This window comes from Halarcobacter mediterraneus (genome assembly GCF_004116625.1).
GTDB classification, from domain to species: domain Bacteria; phylum Campylobacterota; class Campylobacteria; order Campylobacterales; family Arcobacteraceae; genus Halarcobacter; species Halarcobacter mediterraneus.
Genome location: NZ_NXIE01000001.1, coordinates 509448 through 528306, shown reverse-complemented (window position 1 = coordinate 528306; position 18859 = coordinate 509448). Strand labels below are relative to the sequence as shown.

Sequence of the window (18859 nt, the reverse complement as noted above, 5' to 3'; positions counted from 1 at the left end):
GATTTTGAAATGAAAGAAATGAAAGAAAATAGAAGAAAGTTTATTAAATTTTCAACCTTAGGTATATTAGGAGCAGTGCTTGGTACAGGTGTAGTTATTAGTCCTTATGCTTTAAGTGCTGAAATGAGATTGAGACCTCCTGGTGCAGTTTCTGAAAAAGAATTTTTAGCATTATGCATAAAGTGTGGTCAATGCTTGCAAGTGTGTCCTTATCATTCAATAAAATTATCTGATATGGTAAAAGGTCATGGTGTAGGAACACCATATATTGATGCAAGAGAAAGAGGATGTTATGCCTGTACAGCAGTTCCTTGTGTCCTTGCCTGTCCCAGTGGAGCTTTAGATCATAAAGTTGAAAAACCAAGTGATATAAAGATGGGAATTGCAGTTTTAGAATTTCCAAATAAATGTTTAGCAACTACTAATACAATTGTTCCAAAAGGTCATTCTAAAAGGGTTCAAGATTTTATAAACAAACAAAACAATGTTACCCAATTAGAATTAGATATGTTAAATAAATTAAATGAATTTGAAGGGAAACAATGCACTATTTGTGCAGATATGTGTCCTATTCCTAATCCATTAAGTGCTATTACTATGATAAGAGAAGGAAATGGCAAAAAACCTGAGATTTATGAAGGCTGTATTGGTTGTGGAGTCTGTGAAGAATTATGTCCAGTGAATGAGAGTGCAATTGTTATAAAACCAAGATTATCTTTTGAAGATTATTATAAAAAAGGTTTAGATCATGTTTAAAAATTTATTAGGAATGTTATTAATATCACTTTTTATAGTAGGTTGTGGTGATAATAAAGAAGATGAGACAATAAAAACTAATGAAAAAATTGCTGAACCTTTGAACATTGAAGTGGAAGAAAATAAAAATGCAAGAGAGCTAAAAGTCGAAGAAAAAATAAAAGTTGAGAATAAACAAAACTCATATTATCTTGATTATAATGTAAAAAGTGAATACTCTCAAAATTCTCAACCAGCAAATAAAGATGCTTCAATTAGAGTAAAACCAAGAACTTCAATAGATGCAAATATGCATATACGAAGTCCTTATGAAAAAGTTAAAATTTCATTGTTAGTGAAGAAACTTAGTAAAGATTTTATTACTAGATGTTCAGCATGTCACAATGATTATGCAAATGGAATAATTGGACCTTCTCTTCTTGATAAAGATTCAGATTCAATATTTAATAGCATAATGAAATTTAAAAAAGATAAAAGTTTAAATGTCTTGATGACAGAACTTGTTAATAATATGAATGAAAAAGAAATAAGAAAAATAGCTGATGAAATATATGAGTTCAATAAAAAAGTTAGGAAATTAAAATGAAAAATATAATTGCAGTAATTTCAACAATAGTTGTTTTTGGGTTAATGATATTAACTTTTATTAATGGAAGAGCCTTCCAAGGTGGTGAAGCAGGTCGAGTAATAGAAGATATTAAAACAATTCAGCAGAAAACAAAAATTGAACCAATAAAAGAAAAAGATATAGAAGGTGAAAAATTAAAAGCTTTAAGGGATAAAGCAGGTAATACAGCTTCATTTGAAGTAAGTAATGCCTATAAAAGTAAATGTGCATCTTGTCATGGGCTTGATGCTTCAGGAATGCAAAATGGTAAGAAATTAATGGGTTCTAAACTTATAGGACAATCGGAAGAAAGTTTATATAAAAGTTTAGTGGAGTTTAAAAATGGACGAAGAGAAAATCTTATTATGAAAGGTTTATTAATGAATCTTTCTGATGATGATTTGAAAAGTTTTGCTAAAGAAATAGCACAGTTTAAATCAAGAAAAAAAGCTTTAGATAAATAGTTATAAAGTAAATAGGAAGCAATAATGGATAAATGGAACAATAGAGAAACTATAAAAAACTCAACTTTCTTTTCTACTTTTTTTGATAAAACAAGAGAAGGAAAAGTATATTTTTCTTATAGAATGAAAAGATGGATAGTAGTTATTTCAATACATTTACTTTTTTTCTTATCATTTGCAATTGATATTCAGACCTTAGAAGGAACATTAAATGGATCTAGATTTTTAGGTTTTCATTTAATTGATCCTTTTACAACAATTCAAATGTTTTTGGCAACTTATCATATGCCAGTTAATATAATAATAGGTACTACTACTATAATAGTCTTCTATTTACTTGTTGGAGGAAGAACATATTGTTCTTGGGTCTGTCCATACGGTATTTTAAGTGAAGTTGGTGAAAAAATACATAACTTTTTAGTAAATAAAAAAATAATTAAAGAAAGAAAATTTAATCATAGAATAAGACATGTTTTTTGGATTATATTTATGATATTAGCAATTACAAGTGGATATTTGGTTTTTGAAACTTTTAATATAGTAGGAATAATGAGTAGATTTATTACTTATGGATGGAGTTTAGCTATCTCTTGGGTATTAATTGTTTTTCTTATAGAGGTTTTTTATTCAAGAAGAGCTTGGTGTACTTATATATGTCCAATTGGAACTACTTATGGATATATAGGAAAAGTTAGTGCCCTTAGAGTGCAATGGAATGATAATTGTGATCATTGTATGGTTTGCCATGATGTATGTTTTGAAAATCAAGTTTTAGAATTAACAAAAGGTAAATATGACAAAGAAAGAAAAGAAAAAGGAATAAAAACACAATATATCACAGGAGCTGACTGTACTCTTTGTGGAAGGTGCATTGATGTTTGTCATTCAGATGCTTTGAAATTTGATTTTAGATTAAAAGGTTTAATATAAAATGATAAAAGTATTAAATTTAACAAAAAAATTTGCTTCACATAAATCGCTTGATAATGTAAATGTAGATTTTAATAAAGATGATTATATCGCTTTGATGGGACCTAATGGAGCAGGGAAAACAACCTTGATTCGTACTATTATGGGATATTATCATCCTACTTATGGAAAAGTTTTAATAGATGGGAAAAACCCAATTAAAAAAAGAACAGAGGTTTTAAGTTTAGTCTCTTTTGTTCCTCAATTACCACCACCTATAAAACTTAACCTTGAAGAATTAATTAAGTATATAGAGGTAAGTTCAAATGTAGAAAAAGAATTGATTTTCTATTATGCAAATGAGTTAAAGTTAGATATAAAAAGTAATTTAAAAAAATCTTTTTTTAAACTAAGTGGAGGTATGAAGCAAAAAATGTTGATAGCAATTAGTCTAGCAAAAAAAAGCAGTATTATCATTTATGATGAACCTACAGCAAATCTTGACCCAAAAGCTAGAGATGATTTTTATCGATTAATTAAAGATAATGAAAATGGAAAAGTTTCAATATTTGTAACACATAGACTTGAAGAAGTAAAAGATATCGTAAATAGGCAAATCTATATGGATTTAGGAAAAATTATTACTGATGAAAAAATGAAAGGTTTAGAATGAAAAAGATAATCTTAAATATTAGTACTATTTTTATAATAGCAATGAGTTTTATTGCTTGTGATGATAATAGTAATAACGGTGAAGCACATAAAATGCATTGGGATAGAGATATGTGTGAAAGATGTAAAATGGTAGTAAGTGTCAGAAATCATGCTGTACAAGTTATAAATCCAAAGGATGAAGAAGTGTATAAATTTGATGACATTGGTTGTACAATAATGTGGTTTAAAGAAAATGATATTACATGGAAAAATGAGGCCAAAATTTTGATTACTGATGTTAACACTGGTAAATGGATTGATGTAAGAACAGCATATTTTGATACTTCACATAAAACTCCTATGGGATATGGTTTCTCTGCAAATAAAACAAAAGAAGCAATAAATGATGAAAATTCAGAAATAATCAATTTTGAAGAAGTTGAAAAAAGAATTTTAAAAAGAAATAGGTAATAAATATTTTACTTAAAATATATAATGGAAATAAAAGTTATGAAAAATTTATTTTTAATAGCATATCTTGATTTAAAAGAATCAATAAGAGCAAACTGGTTTATAGTTTATTCTTTAGTTTTTGGAGGAATGATAGCCTTATTTTTTGTGGCTGGAGTAACTCAGTCACAAGTTATGGGCTTTAGTGGTTTAAGTAGACTACTTTTAATGTATATACAAGTAACAATTGTAATATTACCAATTTTTATTCTTATATCAACTGTTCGTTCAATTTCAGGAGATAGAGATACCCATATTTTGGAATATATGCTTTCTTTTCCTATTTCCTTGAAACAATACTATTGGGGAAAAATTCTTGGTAGATTTGTTACTGTTTTTTTGCCTGTCTTTTTTGCAATGATAGTTGCAACTATTTATGGTGTATTTATTGGTGCTTCTGTTCCTTGGAATATTTTTTTATTATATACTGGATTGTTATTTTCACTTTCTTCTTCTTTTTTAGGAATTGCATTTTTTATTTCATCTTTTGTAAAAACAAGTGAAATTGCATTAGGAGTATCTTTTTTTATTTGGATATTTTTATTAGCTTTTATTGATATAGCTCTTATTTCCTTAATGTTACAAAATAGACTAGATGAAAATTTAATTATAACAATTGCACTTTTAAACCCAATGGAAATTTTCAGAGTTGCAGCTATTTCTTTATTTGATCCTTCTTTAACAGTAATGGGACCAGTTGCATTTTACATTTTAGATAATATTAATCAAAAACTATTTGTTTTACTTTCAATATTATATCCAATGATTCTAGGTTTAGTTTTTGCCCTTTTAGGGTTTTCAATTTTTTCAAAAAAAGATTTAGTATAAAGGAGTTTTTATGTTAAAAAAAGTTTTAGTTTTTAGTATCTTTAGTTGTTTTTTTATTAGTTCTACATTAAGTGCTAATGAGATTTCACTAAATTATGATAAAAAAACAAAAAGTTTAGTAAGAAAAATGTTGGTTTATAAAGATCCTTCTTGGGTCTGTAAAATTACTACGAAAGAATCTAAAGAGTACTATTTTTTAAGTCCTAAATCTATGTTTGAATTTTATTTTAATCCTAGTAAATGGCCTATAACTAAAGTGAAAGATATTGAAAATCTTAAGAGTATAGTTGTTACTGATTATTCTACTCTTAAACCAATAAAAGCAAAAGAAGCATATTTTGTTTATGGTAGTAATAAAGTATCTTTAGCTGGAGATGATTTACCTGCATTTAAGTTATACTCTCATGCACAGGAATTCGCTAAAAAAAATAATGGAAGAAGAATATTTAAATTTCATGAAGTAAAAAAAGGTTTAATTGATCTATTAAATGGAGATATTTAATAAGGAGAATTTATTCTCCTTTTAAACCTTGTCTCATAGCTTCTATAGTTTCTTTATTTGCCTTTGTATTTGTAAATAATTCAAATGCTAAAACACCTTGATAAAGAAGCATATCTTCCCCATCTTTTATTTTACAATTATTTTCACGTGCCAAGGCTAAAAATGGTGTTTCTTTCCCATATACACAATCAAAAGCAAAAGAAGCATTTTTTAAAATAGGTTCTAAAATTTCAATTGGAGCTGGTAAATATTCATCTTTTAGTCCTGCACTTGTTGAATTTACTATTAAATCAAACTCTTCAGGTTTAAATTCATCCCAAGTTGAGCATTTGATATTTTCATTTTTGAAAAATTCTAATTTTTCTGCACTTCTATTTAAAACTGTGACTTTTATATTTGATTCTTGTAAAGCAAGTGAAATAGCTTTTGCCGTACCTCCAGCTCCTAGAAGTAGGACATTTTTTACTTCGCCAAAACTTTCAATTGCTTTTAAAAATCCTGGAGCATCAGTATTATAAGCTATAACTTTTCCATTTTCATTTATATAAGTATTTACTGCATGAATTTTTTTTGCAATACCTCTTACTTCATCAGCATTTGTATATGCAAACTCTTTATGGGGAACAGTTATATTTGCACCTTTGTAATTATTTTCTAAAAAAACATTTTTTATTTCATTTCCATTTTCTAAAAGATGTTTTTTATATATTCCATTAAAATTCAATTCTTTTAAACCTGCATTTTGCATTTGTGGAGACTTTGAATGTTCAACAGGGTTACCAAATATTACAAATGTTTCTTTACTCATTTTAATCCTTTATTTGGGCGATTTTATCAAAAGTATAATTAGAATAGATTAAAGTTTAATTTTCAAATAGTAAAATAAATATAGAAAAGATTAATAGGTCAAAAAATGAAAAAAATAGAGTACTTTTTTACAAATAAAAATGATGGAAATTTAGCATATCATGTAAATGATAAAAAAGAGAATGTAGATGAAAATCGAAGAAAATTAGTTAGGAAATATTCAATAAAGTTAGATAATTTAATTTATATGAATCAAGTGCATGGAAATAATGTGGAAGTAGTAAATGAAAGTTCTCCAAGATTGATAGATAATTGTGATGGTTTAATTACTTCTTCTAAAAATTTAACTTTGATGGTTATGGTTGCTGATTGCATTCCAATTTTGATGAAAGATGAAAAAAAAGGTGTAATTGCAGCTGTTCATGCTGGGAGAAATTCTACTTTTTTAAAAATTGTTCAAGTTACAGTTAAAAAAATGATTGAAGAGTTTTCTTGTAATCCTCTTGATATAGAAGTAATAATGGGACCTTCTATTCAAAAGTGTTGTTATGAAGTAAATGAAGAATTGAAATCAGTAGTTAAAAATAGTTTTTCAGAAGAGTTTATAAATGGTAACAATATTGATTTACAAGGAATAAATAAAATGTTACTAAATGAACAAAATGTTAGAAATATAAGTATATCTAATACTTGTACAAAGTGTTCAGGTGAAGCATATTTCTCTTTTAGAGAAGATAAAACCTGTGGGAGGTTTAGTGGTTTAATTACCATAAAATAGTATTATGTAGGAAAAATGTAAAGAATATGTATGAATAATGTATTATTTAACTTAAAGTAAAATTTTATAAGTAGAAGTTATATAATTCTATAAATATTAAGTTTCGATTAGTTACAATTTTAACAAATTTTATTAAGAAAGGTTATAAAATGAGTGTAAAAGTGACTAGGGAAGAAGCTTTAAATTATCATAAAGGACCCAATCCGGGTAAAGTTGCAATTTCTACAACTACAAAACTAATAACACAAAGAGATTTATCTTTAGCATATTCACCAGGTGTAGCATATCCTTGTGAAGAAATAAAAAAAGATCCAGAATTGGCATACGATTATACTTCAAAAAGAAATCTTGTTGCTGTTATTTCAAATGGTACAGCTGTACTTGGACTAGGTGATATTGGAGCACTTGCTTCTAAACCAGTAATGGAAGGTAAAGCTGTATTATTTAAAAAGTTTGCAGCAGTTGATTCTTTTGATATTGAAATAGATGCAACAGATGTAGATAAGTTTTGTGAGGCTGTTAAAGCTATTTCTCCTACTTTTGGAGGAATAAATTTAGAAGATATTAAAGCACCTGAATGTTTTGATATAGAAAAAAGACTTATTGAAGAATTAAATATTCCTGTGATGCATGATGACCAACATGGAACAGCAATAATTACTACTGCTGCATTAATGAATGCAAGTGAAATGATGAATAAAAAAGCAGAAGATATGAAAGTTGTAGTTGTGGGAGCAGGGGCTTCTGCTATTGCTTGTTCTACTATGTATAAAGAGTTTGGTGTAAAAAACTTAATTATGTGTGACTCTAAAGGAGTTATTCATAAAGGAAGAACTGATTTAAATAAATATAAAAAAGCATTTATGGCTGAAACTGCAATGACTGTTGAAGAGGCATTTACTGATGCTGATATGGTTTTAGGATTATCAAGACCTGGAACATTTACAAAAGAGCATATCTCACTTATGAGTGAAGAACCTATTGTTTTTGCCTTAGCAAATCCAACACCTGAATTGTTCCCCGAAGAAGTAAAGGAAGTTAAACCAAAAGCAATAGTTGGTACTGGAAGAAGTGATTTTCCTAATCAAGTAAACAATGTGCTAGGTTTTCCATTTATTTTTAGAGGTGCACTTGATGTACAAACTAGAAAAATAAATATGACTATGAAAATGGCAGCTGCTAAAGCAATTGCTAATTTAGCAAAAGAGCCATTAAGTGATGACCTTAAAAAAGAGTTTGGTGACTTAACTTTTGGAAGAGAGTATATTATTCCTGTTCCATTTGATAAAAGGCTTTTTGTAGAAGTTTCTAGTGCCGTTGCAAATGCTGCTGTACAAACAGGTGTTGCAAGAATAAAAGAATTTGATTTAGAAACTTACAAAAATAAACTATCTAAAATGATTTAAATCTATTTTTTGGTATTATTCCAGTCTTAATAAATTGGAATAATACTTAGGAATAAAATGAAAGAATATATACTTTTAATTGATACTTACGATTCAACTGGGCTTGTTTACAATGTTTCTAAAATTCTTTTTGCAAACCATTTGAATATAGAACAAAATGCAGAGTTTGTTGATAAAGATACAAATAAATTTTTTATGAGAACAGTTATCTCAGGAGATGTAAATTGTGATTTACTTTTAAAAGAGCTAAAAGAAGCTTTACCAAAAGAATCTACAATAAAGTTAAATCAAAAATCGAAAAAAGATATAGTTATTTTAGCAACTAAAGAATCTCATGTTTTAGGGGACTTATTAATTAGATATATTGATGGTGAACTTGATGCAAATATTAAAGCTGTAATTGCAAATCATGACTATTTAAAAGATTTAGTTGAAAAATTTGATATTCCATTTTACTGTATCAGTGCAGAAAATATGGAAAGAGAAGCTCATGAAGATTTAATTATTGAAAAGATTCAAGAGTATAATCCTGAGTTAATCGTTTTAGCTAAATATATGAGAATATTAACTCCAAAATTTGTGAAAGCTTTTCCTAAAAAAGTATTAAATATTCATCACTCTTTTTTACCTGCTTTTATTGGAGCAAATCCATATAAACAAGCCCATCATAGAGGTGTGAAAATTATTGGAGCAACAGCTCATTATGTAACTGATGATTTAGATGAAGGTCCAATTATTTTTCAAGATGTTGTAAATGTTGACCATACTTATTCGTGGCAAGATATGCGAAGAGCAGGAAGAAATGTTGAAAAAGTTGTTTTATCAAATGCTTTACAATATTTATTAGAAGATAGAGTATTTGTATATGAAAATAAAACGGTAATTTTATAATGTTTAATATTGTATTACACGAACCAAGAATCCCTGGAAATGTAGGAACAATTGGAAGACTTTGTTTTGCTTTAAATTGTAAACTACATCTTATAAAACCATATGGTTTTGGAGAAATCACAGAAAAAGAAGTTCGAAGAGCAGGGCTTGATTATTGGTTTGATTTAGAAGTCTATGAATATGAAAATATTGAAAAATTCTGGGAAAAACATCCCTTAAATTCAAGACATTTTTTTGCTACTACAAAAACTACAAATACATATTTTGAAGCAGATTATCAAGAAGAAGATTTTTTTTATTTTGGTAGAGAAGATGCTGGATTACCTGAAGAAATTTTAAATCTTAATAAAGAAGGTTGTATCACTATTCCAATGACAAATAATGCAAGAAGTCTAAATATTGCAAACTCTGTTTCAATTGTAGCTTATGAAGCTTTAAGACAAAACTTCACGAAGCTTAAGAAAAATTTTTCTTAAGCTTTTTTATAAGTTTTTTTACTGCTTTTAATTTTTTTTTATTCTCTTTTAAAGCTCTTTCATTTTTTATTCTTTTGACTTTTTTATTTAATTTTTTACGTTTTTCACAAAGCTTTTGAAGTAACTCTTCTGTTTGCTCATCATTATTTTCACTTTCTGAAAAAACTTTATTTAAACTTTTTATTATTTCATTTAGTTTCATCTTCTAATTCTCCTAGTTCTCTTAACTTTTTATCTTTAATAAAAAGAATATTTGCAACATTGAGTAGATTTGCACAAATTTCATATGCATTTGAAGTATCATTTATAACAGAAGTTGCCATTTTAGAAGTGATTTTTTCTTCTTTTATTAAAGAGTCTATTCTTCCATTTCCTATTACATCTAGATTTTGTAATCTATCTTTATCAACTTGAATTATAGTAGAAACTTCTATTTCATCTATATCATTGTCAAATTGTTTTCTTAATTGATTAATTTCAAAAATAAAAGTGACTAATTCTGTTTTTATAAATTTATATTCTTCTTTTATAAATTCATTTTTGCTATTTAAATAAAAGTTAATATTCTTTTGAATATCTCTTGTATCTTTTAAAATTTTTATTACGAGATTTGAGGCATGTTTTAAATCAGTTACATATTGACTTTGTTCAGAATTCATATTCTGTTGAGATATTAATGCATATTCAATTATATCACTATATAAAGATTTTAATTCTTTCTGGTAAATATTATCTAAATTTGTATCTATTTTAATATTTTGATTAACAACCTTAATTATATCTTCTTTATTATTTAATTGACTTGTGTGAACAGATAATGCATGTAATATAGCTTTTTGAGCAAATTGATAAAGTCTAATAGTTTCTTTTTGTATTGAAACCATAGCATTATACGGTATTTTTATATTTGCTTGAGCAAGATATAAAGGCTTTGATTTCTTTTGATATTTATCAGTAATAAATTTTTCGGCAAGTTTTACTATTTGAGAAATAAATGGATATAAAATAATTATTCCTAAAAGATTAAATATGGTATGAAATAAAGCTAGTTTCATAGTATAGTTATCTTTAGATATTCCTATAAAAGGTGAGATGAATTCCACTAAATCTCTTAAAGTATAAATTAGAAAAACAGCAATAAGTCCAGTTGAAATATTAAAAATAAAATGTCCAAAGGCTAATCTTTTACCATTTTCATTTGAGCTTAATGATGCAAGTACTGCTGTTACAGTTGTTCCAACATTTGCTCCTATGGCTAAAGCCAAAGCATCAATATATAAAATATTTCCACCTGCTAAAGCTGTAATAATTATTGCCATTGTTGCAGCACTTGATTGAATTACAATAGTTGAAATTGCTCCAATTAAAATATATATAAATATCCCTAAATACCCGCCTATTGAATAAGAAGCTAAATCAATAGAATCTTTTAAAGTATCAAAGCCATCTTTCATATAGGAAATACCTAGGAAAATAAAACCTAGACCTAAAAGAACATTTCCTAAGCCTATATATGTATTGTTTTTTGAAAATCTAAATATTACTCCAAAAATAAGCATTGGCATGGCGAAAAGTGAGATTTTAATATCAAAGCCTATAGATGAAATAATCCAAGCGGTTGTTGTGCTACCTAAATTTGCTCCAAATATTATGGCTATGCCTCTAGCTAGACTTATTAATTCAACTGATAAAAAAGAGATTACAATTATTGAAATTAAAGAAGAACTTTGAACTATAGTTGTTGTAATGAAACCAGTAATAAGAGATCTCATATTGTTATTTGTAAATTCTTCAAGAACTCTTTGTAGTGCTCCTCCAGAAAATAGTTTAAATCCATGTTCCATAAAATACATACCAATTAGAAATATAGCAATACCAGAAAATATTATTTTAATATTTTCTTGTGAAACAACAAAGAAACCAATTATAAGAAGAAGTAAGAGAATTAACATTTTTTTAATCATTTAATATTATAATATATTTTCTTTCAAAAATAAAGAATTAGGATTATATTTGTTAAAAATTTTGTTACTAGAAGATGATGAACTTTTTTTAGAAACTTTAGAAGACTTTTTACTTGATGAGGGATTTGAGGTTAAATGTAGCACAAATGGTGAAGAAGTCATTGATTATTGTTTTGAAGAAAAGTATGATCTATACTTATTTGATATTAATGTTCCAAAACTAAATGGTATTGAGTTATTAAAGACTTTAAGGGCAGCCAATGATAATACTCCTACAATATATTTAACTTCTTATAAAGATAAAGAGATGCTTACAAAAGGTTTTTTAACAGGATGTGATGATTATTTAAAAAAACCAGTTGATTTAGATGAATTATTATTACGAATTAATTCTTTATTAAAAAGAACTGGCAAATTTAAAGAACAATTAATATTAAAAGATGATTTAGTCTTTGATCTAAAAAATAGAAGATTATTAAAAGGTAATGATGATTTAAATTTAACAAATAAAGTGATTGATTTATTAGAATTATTCTTAGAAAAAAAAGATTCTGTAGTTACAAAAGAGATGATTATAAACAGCTTATGGGGATATGGTGAAGATTATAGTGAAGGTTCTATAAGAGTTTATATTAATAACTTAAAAAAGATTTTTGGTAAAGATACTATTAAAAATCTAAAGGGAATAGGGTATAAATTTGAATTATAAAAAGAGAAACTTTTTAATAAGTAATTCTATTGTTGTATTATTTGTATTATTGCTATCTTTACTATTAAACTTCTATTTAACTTCTTTTTTTGGTTTCAATCAAAATACTTTTATTTTTATTACTATTTCAGTCTTGATATTTGGCCTAATTTTGTATTTGTCTCTTAGTAAGTCTATTTTTCAACCTTTATTTAAAAGTGATGAGAATTTACAAAAAACAGTAAAAGAAACTTTACATGAATTAAACATTCCTATTTCTACAATTAATTTAAATACTCAAATGCTTGAAAAAAAAATTACAGATGAAAAGGCTTTAAAAAGATTAAATAGAATAAAAAAAGCTTCTAATGAATTATTAAAACTATATGAAAATATGGAGTATCAAATAAAAAAAGAGATAGATAAAATTGATAATACAGTATTTAGTTTAAAGCATCTTATTGAAAATAGTTTAGAAAAAGTAGAAGATATTAAGAAAGATATTGAAATTAGTGTAAATTTAGATAAAGAAGTAGAACTTAAAACTGATATCAATGGTTTTGGAAAAGTTCTTGATAACCTTCTTGCAAATGCTATAAAATATAACTTAAAAGAAAATGGAATTGTAAATATAAGTTTTGAAAAAGAAAAATTAATATTTTTTAATACAGGAAAAGAGATTGATACAAAAAATCTTTTTATAATTTTTGATAAATATTTTCAAGAAAATAGTGCAAATGATGGTTTTGGTTTAGGTCTTTCTATGGTTAAAGAGTTTTGTGATCAAAACAATATATTAATTCAAATTGAGTCAAATAAAAAAGGAAACAAATTTATTCTTGACTTAAAAAATATAGTATTAAAAAGTAGAAATCTTTAAAGACCTATAAATTAAAAAAATATTTGATATACTTAAGTATATCAAAAGGAGTAATTTATGAAAAAAATTAAACTTATCACAGCATGTTTATGTTTTATTGGTGGGGTTTTATTAACTGCAGAAACTTTGCCAGTTAGAGGTCCTATATTATTTTCTACTTATGATAAGGATAATAATAACCTTATTTCAGAAAAAGAGTTTAATTCAATAAAAGAAGAAAGAATGACTCAAAAAGCAAATAGTGGAAGATTAATGAAGAATGTAGGACAATCTCCTGCTTTTTCTGATTTAGATCTTAATAATGATGGTTCAATCAATAAAGAAGAACTACAAAAACATCAAGAAAAAAGATTTAATAATAGAAAAATGAAGGGACAAGGAAATAGAGGCTTTTAAAAATAAGGAGAGATTTTCTCTTCTTATTCTTTAAATTTTTGAAGGATTTTTTGTTCTAATTCTTCTATAGTTTCAATAGCATCTTTTTCATGATTTGAAAAACCCCAATTTACTAAAACTGAGTCAACTCCTGCTTTTGAAGCTGCCATTATATCTTTATGTGAATCACCAATTAATTGAGCTTTCTCTTTCTTTATATTATGTGTATCTAATATTTTATATACCATTTCTGGGTGTGGCTTAGGCTTTTGAACATCGTTATATCCTAAAATGCTTTTAAAATAATGCTCAATTTCTAAATGTTCCAACATTTTTCTTGCAAAAGTCGAGTTTGCATTTGTAGCGACACTTAGAGTAAAATCTGAACTTAAATCATCAATAAGTTTTTTAATTCCTTCATAAAGTTCTAAATTATCTAAACAAGTTGCATTGTAATGGTTTTCAAATAATTCTTTTTGTTGTATTGTAAAATCATTTGTACCATAAAAATATTGTGCAGCATTTATATTTGGGTCGTTAACTTTTTCTAAAATATGGTTCTTTTCAAGTTCTTCAAATCCTAAATTTTGTCTTACATAATTTATTGTATTTACAATAGAATGACTACTATTTATTAAAGTTCCATCCATATCAAACATAATTAATGCCATATTTTTTCCAATCTAAATAAATTTTTTATATTTAAGTTTATATCCATGTCCATAAATTGATTCAAAAAGGTCATACTCTAATTTACTTTTTAATCTTGATACTAGATTTCTTACTCTTTTATTTGTTTCACTAAAATCTGAAAAAATAAAAGTATCAATTTCATCATAAGTTTTTAATGCGCCTTTTGATTTTATAAATAAAATAAAAAGTTTAGTTTCATTCTTTGTAAGTTTTATTGCCTTCTCATCTTTATATAGAATTTGTTCTTGATTATTCCAAATATAACCATCTGCTAAATGTATGATATGTTCATTTGAAGGAAGAAGTCTGTTTTTTTCAATAATATTCATTAAAGAGTTAGAAATTTGTTCTATGTTGTATGGTTTTAAAATATATCCATCAATTCCTGCATTTATTGATTTTAAAAAATAATCAGTATTACTATGGGCAGAAAAAATTAAAATAGGTATTTCTGCATTATATTCTCTTATTGAATTAATCATTGAAATACCGTCTTTATTAGGCATTTCAATATCTGTAATAATTAAATCAAAAGAAGTAGATTCAAATTTATTATTTTTTTTGAACTCTTCAAGTCCTTGCTCTCCATCTTTTGCGATAGAAATATTATCAAAAAAGATTTGAAGCATTTTTAAAGTTTGTTCTCTTACATCTTCATTATCTTCTATATACAATAAATGAAGGTTTTTGGTAGATTTTATAATATTCTGAAGAATTTCCTGATTCATTATAACTTTTCCTTGATATAAAAGTATTATAGTTAATTTATAGTTTTAAATTGATTAAGAGATTTTATAAAGGGAAAACCCTAAGAAATTATTTCTTAGGGTTTTGATTTTTTGTATGACAGATTTCATCTTTTAAGTTTCTATTTTTATAAGCTAAAGCAATAGTAATAAATACAAGTGCAGTTACATAATAAACCCACATAGGAATAGGCACAGGGTCTCCTGTTGCATAAGAGTGAAGTCCTGATAAATAGAAATTTACTCCAAAGTAAGTCATTAAAATTGAAGAAAAAGCTAAAAGTGATGCTACTGAAAGAGCATAAGGTGTATTAAGTCTTTTTACAAACCTCATATGTAAAACAAATACATAAATTACAATTGAAACATAAGCCCATGTTTCTTTAGGGTCCCATCCCCAATATCTTCCCCAAGACTCATTTGCCCAAACACCACCAAGGAAGTTTCCTATTGTAATGGCTGTAAGACCTATTATTAATGATATTTCATTTATTGCTGTTATATGTTTAATTGTTTCATCTAAATGGGGTTTTCTTTTTCTAAAAATAAATAAGATTAAAGTTAAGAATCCTAAAATAGCACTTAATCCAAAGAAGCCATATGATGCAGTTAATATTGAAACGTGTATTGTCAACCAGTAAGATTTTAATACAGGTACTAAATTTGTAATTTGTGGGTCAATACTTGTTAGGTGTGCAGTAAACATAAATATAGCTGCAACAATAATAGCTGCACTTAAAGCAAGTAAAGATCTTCTAAAGAAGACAACTCCTGCAAATACTGCTGACCATGAAATATATAATAATGATTCATAAGTATCAGACCATGGTGCATGCCCTGATAGAATCCATCTAAAGCCCATTCCAAAAGTATGTGCTGCAAATAAAAGTGAAAGCATTAAAAAGAAAAATAAAGTTGTCTTTCTTGGTTGAATTTTTGGATTGAATACTACGATAAATGCAACAACAAGCATAATAAAACCTACTAAAAGATAAGCAACAGTAAGTTTTTCAAAAATTTCAAGTTTATTAAAAGCTATTTCTCTATCAATATGTGACTGTGAAGGCATAACTTCAGAACCTACTTGAGCTTGATATTGTTGAATCATATCAAGAAATTTATTAGAAAGCTCCCATTGTTCTGAAATAACAGAGTTTAAGAAACCTCTTACTAAAGTCTCAATTGCTTTTTGATTTTCTCCTTGAAAATTTTGAATTGCTTCCAAAGGAGAGTACCATCTATTGTTTTCTTCTTTTGTTGCATTTGTTCGAGGAAATATCTTAAATAAGTTTCCGTTATATACTAAATATGAAATACTTAATCTTTCATCTAATCTAATAATATCTTTTTCATAAGTTCCTCTTTGACTAGGGTCTATCATTGAAATTCTTTGTGTTTCTTCTTGTAAAATATATTTATTATCTTTGAAAACTTCTGTAAAAGCAATATATTTTCTATCTGGTTCTACTTGTAAAAATTCTTTTAATTTAGGAGTTCTCACTTTTATCATTCTCATGTTTCGCCAAATTTCTGGTCTTGTAAGCATTCCTAAAACAATTTGATCAGCATTCATTCCAAACATTGTAACTTTACCAGTTAACTTGCTTAAAATTTCATGATTTAAAGTATTTAGAGGTTTCATTCTTCCTCCATTACTTTGAACTACAATTTTAGAAAACTTTTCAGCTGCTTCAAGAGAATTATTTTTGAAACTTTCCATATAAGTTTGAATTTCTTCTTTAGACAATTGAGTTTTTTGGAAATCTACTTGAGCATTTAAACTTACTGTTCCAAATGAAACTATACAGGCTACAGCAATTGAAGCAAGATTTTTATTACTAACATATTTTGTTAATTTCCAAAATCTAGATTTTTTGTCAAATAAGTTCCAAATAAGTCCTAATGTTAGTAAAAAGTATCCTAAATAAGTAGGCCATTTCCCTGGATCATTATTTACAGATAAAACAGTTCCTTTTTCATCTGGGTCATAAGAACTTTGAAAAAATAAGAAGTTTCCTTCATGTAGAGTTCTATTCATAAAAATCCTATAATCATACTTTTGTCCATCTTTTTTTATAACAGTAACTTCAGAAGCATATGAAGATGGTGACATACTCCCTGGATATCTTTGAAGTTCAAAGTCTCTAAGTTTTATTGCAAAAGGAAGCTCTAAAACTTTTGAACCGTATTCTAAAGTCACAACAGTATCACCAAAATCTTCTATTTTTGTGATTCCTTTCATTCCTCTTTTTCCTGGAAGTTTAATAGTTTTTGTTTCACCATTTAATGTTGCATCAACTGTCAAAATTCCCATATCATTTTTCCCTTTTTTTGCATACATATAATCATTAAAATCTATTTTTAATTCTTTGTCTGCAAAAGCAATTGAATGAGAAAAATCATTATTACCTAAAGCTGTAAACTCCATAGGATACTCTTTATAATAAGTAGCATCTGTTTGTTTTATTTTTATTTGTAAATAAGGTTCTAAAGAAATCATTCTATTTTGAATTTCTCCTTCTCTTATTTGCATAATACCTTCATATCCAACATATCTTGTTACTGCTGCACCAATTAAGATTACAACAAAAGAAGAATGAAAAATAAATCTTGCTTTATTTCTCCACATTTTATATTTAAAAATTATTCCTGTTAGATTTATTGTTGTTAAAACTAAAGCGGCTTCATACCAGATATGATTATAAACTAAAACCCTAGCAGAAGAGGTTCCAAAATCATTCTCTATAAATGTAGCTACACCAGCTCCAATGGCTAGAATAGCTAACAATACAAGTGTTGTCTTAAAGGAGAATAAGACGTCAGTTAGTTGTTTCAATATCAATCCTTTTTAGTAAATGAAAATTTGTTGTAATTATATGTTTTTTTCATATAATCTACGTGTAGAAAAAATTTTCTAAAATCGGATAATTATAACGAAAAAACTTTACCTTGACTTGATTTGTAGTTTTTAAAACAAGTTTTTAATAAATTAATATTATAATCCAAGAATGGAATTAGAAGAATTAAAAAAGAAAAAAATAGAGTGCAGAAAATGGAAAAATGTTGAACCTTGGTATACTCAACTACTAAAGGTTTTTGATTTAAATATTAAAAATCCAGATATAAGTTATTCTGATTGGTTTACAGTTGGAAAAAGAGAAAATTTAAGTGATAGTGAATTTGCCTTACTTGAAGAAACTGCAAAAAAACTTATTCCTTGGAGAAAAGGACCATTTAATATTTTTGGTTTAGACATTGATAGTGAATGGCAAAGTAATATTAAATATAATTTAATAAGACCATATTTTAATCTAAAAGATAAGGTAGTTGCAGATATAGGTTGTAACAATGGTTATTATATGTTTAGAATGTTAGAGGATAAACCTAAAAGATTAATTGGTTTTGATCCTAGTGCTTTAACTTTACATCAATTTGAATTTATAAATCATTTTGTAAAATCAGATATAGTTTATGAGATGTTAGGTGTAGAGCATCTTGAATACTATAATCACAAATTTGATTTTATTTTTATGTTAGGTGTTTTATATCATAGACCAGATCCTGTTGGAACTTTGAAATCTTTAGCACGTGGTTTAAACTCAAAAGGTGAAATCTTAATTGATACTTTTATGATAGATGGAGATGAGGAAATTTGTTTAACTCCTGATAGACGGTATTCAAAAATCCCCAATATTTATTTTATTCCAACTATTCCTGCTTTAAAAAACTGGTTAAAACGAGCAGGTTTTGAAAATATAGAAGTAATAGCTACAACAACCACTACAAGTGGAGAACAAAGAAAAACAAAATGGTCTTTTGATCAAAGTTTAGAAGATTTTTTAGATAAAAATGACCCCTCAAAAACTGTTGAAGGATATCCTGCTCCTAAAAGAGTTTATATGAAAGCAAGAAAGATACAATAGAT

General features: G+C 26.5%; 22 protein-coding genes. 16 read left to right on the top strand and 6 right to left on the bottom strand.

Features of this window, described 5'->3' with window-relative positions; translation table 11 throughout:
- The first annotated feature begins 9 nt into the window (after positions 1-9).
- Genes CP965_RS02760 through CP965_RS02725 form a run of 8 tightly spaced genes read left to right on the top strand, consistent with a single transcriptional unit; the run spans position 10 to position 5230 of the window.
- Positions 10-756 (top strand): 4Fe-4S dicluster domain-containing protein, encoded by a 747-nt coding sequence (locus CP965_RS02760; protein WP_129060527.1) that lies wholly within the window; start codon positions 10-12, stop codon positions 754-756.
- Entirely contained in the window at positions 749-1342 is a 594-nt protein-coding gene (locus CP965_RS02755; protein WP_129060526.1) for a c-type cytochrome, read from the top strand. Before CP965_RS02760 ends, CP965_RS02755 begins: the two co-directional genes overlap by 8 nt.
- Positions 1339-1827 (top strand): c-type cytochrome, encoded by a 489-nt coding sequence (locus tag CP965_RS02750; RefSeq protein WP_129060525.1) that lies wholly within the window; start codon positions 1339-1341, stop codon positions 1825-1827. The genes CP965_RS02755 and CP965_RS02750 overlap by 4 nt, the downstream gene beginning before the upstream one ends.
- 24 nt (positions 1828-1851) lie before the next feature.
- Positions 1852-2757, top strand: coding sequence for a NapH/MauN family ferredoxin-type protein (locus CP965_RS02745; RefSeq protein ID WP_129060524.1), 906 nt, complete (start codon positions 1852-1854; stop codon positions 2755-2757).
- 1 nt (position 2758) lies between these two features.
- Positions 2759-3409 (top strand): ATP-binding cassette domain-containing protein, encoded by a 651-nt coding sequence (locus tag CP965_RS02740; protein WP_129060523.1) that lies wholly within the window; start codon positions 2759-2761, stop codon positions 3407-3409.
- Complete coding sequence (locus tag CP965_RS02735; protein WP_129060522.1) at positions 3406-3861, top strand: nitrous oxide reductase accessory protein NosL; 456 nt, start codon at positions 3406-3408, stop codon at positions 3859-3861. The genes CP965_RS02740 and CP965_RS02735 overlap by 4 nt, the downstream gene beginning before the upstream one ends.
- 39 nt (positions 3862-3900) lie before the next feature.
- Positions 3901-4728 (top strand): ABC transporter permease, encoded by an 828-nt coding sequence (locus tag CP965_RS02730; RefSeq protein ID WP_129060521.1) that lies wholly within the window; start codon positions 3901-3903, stop codon positions 4726-4728.
- A 10-nt stretch (positions 4729-4738) separates the two neighbouring features.
- Entirely contained in the window at positions 4739-5230 is a 492-nt protein-coding gene (locus CP965_RS02725) for a nitrous oxide reductase accessory protein NosL (protein ID WP_129060520.1), read from the top strand.
- A 10-nt stretch (positions 5231-5240) separates the two neighbouring features.
- Here the strand turns inward: CP965_RS02725 and CP965_RS02720 are convergent, their stop codons facing one another.
- Positions 5241-6038, bottom strand: a complete 798-nt coding sequence (locus tag CP965_RS02720) for a shikimate dehydrogenase (protein ID WP_129060519.1) — start codon at positions 6036-6038, stop codon at positions 5241-5243.
- 105 nt (positions 6039-6143) lie between these two features.
- On the opposite strand from CP965_RS02720, the gene pgeF reads away from it, so the two are divergent.
- From pgeF to CP965_RS02700, 4 genes are all read left to right on the top strand, one after another.
- A complete protein-coding gene (pgeF, locus tag CP965_RS02715; protein ID WP_129060518.1) occupies positions 6144-6815 on the top strand; it encodes a peptidoglycan editing factor PgeF in 672 nt (223 codons plus the stop codon).
- 149 nt (positions 6816-6964) lie between these two features.
- Complete coding sequence (locus tag CP965_RS02710) at positions 6965-8221, top strand: malic enzyme-like NAD(P)-binding protein (RefSeq protein ID WP_129060517.1); 1257 nt, start codon at positions 6965-6967, stop codon at positions 8219-8221.
- A gap of 57 nt (positions 8222-8278) precedes the next feature.
- Positions 8279-9112 (top strand): formyltetrahydrofolate deformylase, encoded by an 834-nt coding sequence (gene purU, locus CP965_RS02705; protein ID WP_129060516.1) that lies wholly within the window; start codon positions 8279-8281, stop codon positions 9110-9112.
- Positions 9112-9588: a tRNA (cytidine(34)-2'-O)-methyltransferase gene (locus CP965_RS02700; protein ID WP_129060515.1), complete on the top strand. Its 477-nt coding sequence runs from the start codon at positions 9112-9114 to the stop codon at positions 9586-9588. The genes purU and CP965_RS02700 overlap by 1 nt, the downstream gene beginning before the upstream one ends.
- On the opposite strand, the gene CP965_RS02695 is transcribed toward CP965_RS02700, so the two are convergent.
- Together CP965_RS02695 and CP965_RS02690 are read right to left on the bottom strand one after the other, a co-directional pair.
- Positions 9569-9790 carry a hypothetical protein gene (locus CP965_RS02695; RefSeq protein ID WP_129060514.1) on the bottom strand — a complete coding sequence of 74 codons (222 nt, stop codon included), beginning with the start codon at positions 9788-9790 and terminating at the stop codon, positions 9569-9571. The two genes, CP965_RS02700 and CP965_RS02695, sit on opposite strands and share 20 nt — an antisense overlap.
- On the bottom strand, positions 9777-11540 hold the full coding sequence (locus CP965_RS02690) for a Na/Pi cotransporter family protein (protein WP_228712658.1): 1764 nt from the start codon (positions 11538-11540) through the stop codon (positions 9777-9779). The genes CP965_RS02695 and CP965_RS02690 overlap by 14 nt, the downstream gene beginning before the upstream one ends.
- Positions 11541-11601: 61 nt before the next feature.
- Between CP965_RS02690 and CP965_RS02685 the strand changes: the two genes are divergently transcribed.
- Genes CP965_RS02685 through CP965_RS02675 form a run of 3 tightly spaced genes read left to right on the top strand, consistent with a single transcriptional unit; the run spans position 11602 to position 13516 of the window.
- The gene (locus CP965_RS02685; protein ID WP_129060512.1) at positions 11602-12261 is read left to right on the top strand and encodes a response regulator transcription factor; all 660 of its coding nucleotides are present in this window, start codon (positions 11602-11604) and stop codon (positions 12259-12261) included.
- Complete coding sequence (locus tag CP965_RS02680) at positions 12251-13120, top strand: sensor histidine kinase (RefSeq protein WP_129060510.1); 870 nt, start codon at positions 12251-12253, stop codon at positions 13118-13120. Before CP965_RS02685 ends, CP965_RS02680 begins: the two co-directional genes overlap by 11 nt.
- A gap of 57 nt (positions 13121-13177) precedes the next feature.
- Positions 13178-13516 carry an EF-hand domain-containing protein gene (locus tag CP965_RS02675; RefSeq protein ID WP_129060509.1) on the top strand — a complete coding sequence of 113 codons (339 nt, stop codon included), beginning with the start codon at positions 13178-13180 and terminating at the stop codon, positions 13514-13516.
- A gap of 23 nt (positions 13517-13539) precedes the next feature.
- On the opposite strand, the gene CP965_RS02670 is transcribed toward CP965_RS02675, so the two are convergent.
- The 3 genes from CP965_RS02670 to ccsA all read right to left on the bottom strand — a co-directional run bounded on the left by CP965_RS02670 (position 13540) and on the right by ccsA (position 17770).
- Complete coding sequence (locus tag CP965_RS02670) at positions 13540-14166, bottom strand: HAD family hydrolase (protein ID WP_129060507.1); 627 nt, start codon at positions 14164-14166, stop codon at positions 13540-13542.
- A 12-nt stretch (positions 14167-14178) separates the two neighbouring features.
- On the bottom strand, positions 14179-14916 hold the full coding sequence (locus tag CP965_RS02665) for a response regulator transcription factor (RefSeq protein WP_129060506.1): 738 nt from the start codon (positions 14914-14916) through the stop codon (positions 14179-14181).
- Positions 14917-15004: 88 nt separating this feature from the next.
- A complete protein-coding gene (gene ccsA / locus CP965_RS02660) occupies positions 15005-17770 on the bottom strand; it encodes a cytochrome c biogenesis protein CcsA (protein WP_129060504.1) in 2766 nt (921 codons plus the stop codon).
- Positions 17771-17942: 172 nt separating this feature from the next.
- On the opposite strand from ccsA, the gene cmoB reads away from it, so the two are divergent.
- Positions 17943-18857, top strand: coding sequence for a tRNA 5-methoxyuridine(34)/uridine 5-oxyacetic acid(34) synthase CmoB (cmoB, locus tag CP965_RS02655; RefSeq protein ID WP_129060502.1), 915 nt, complete (start codon positions 17943-17945; stop codon positions 18855-18857).
- Positions 18858-18859: the final 2 nt, after the last annotated feature.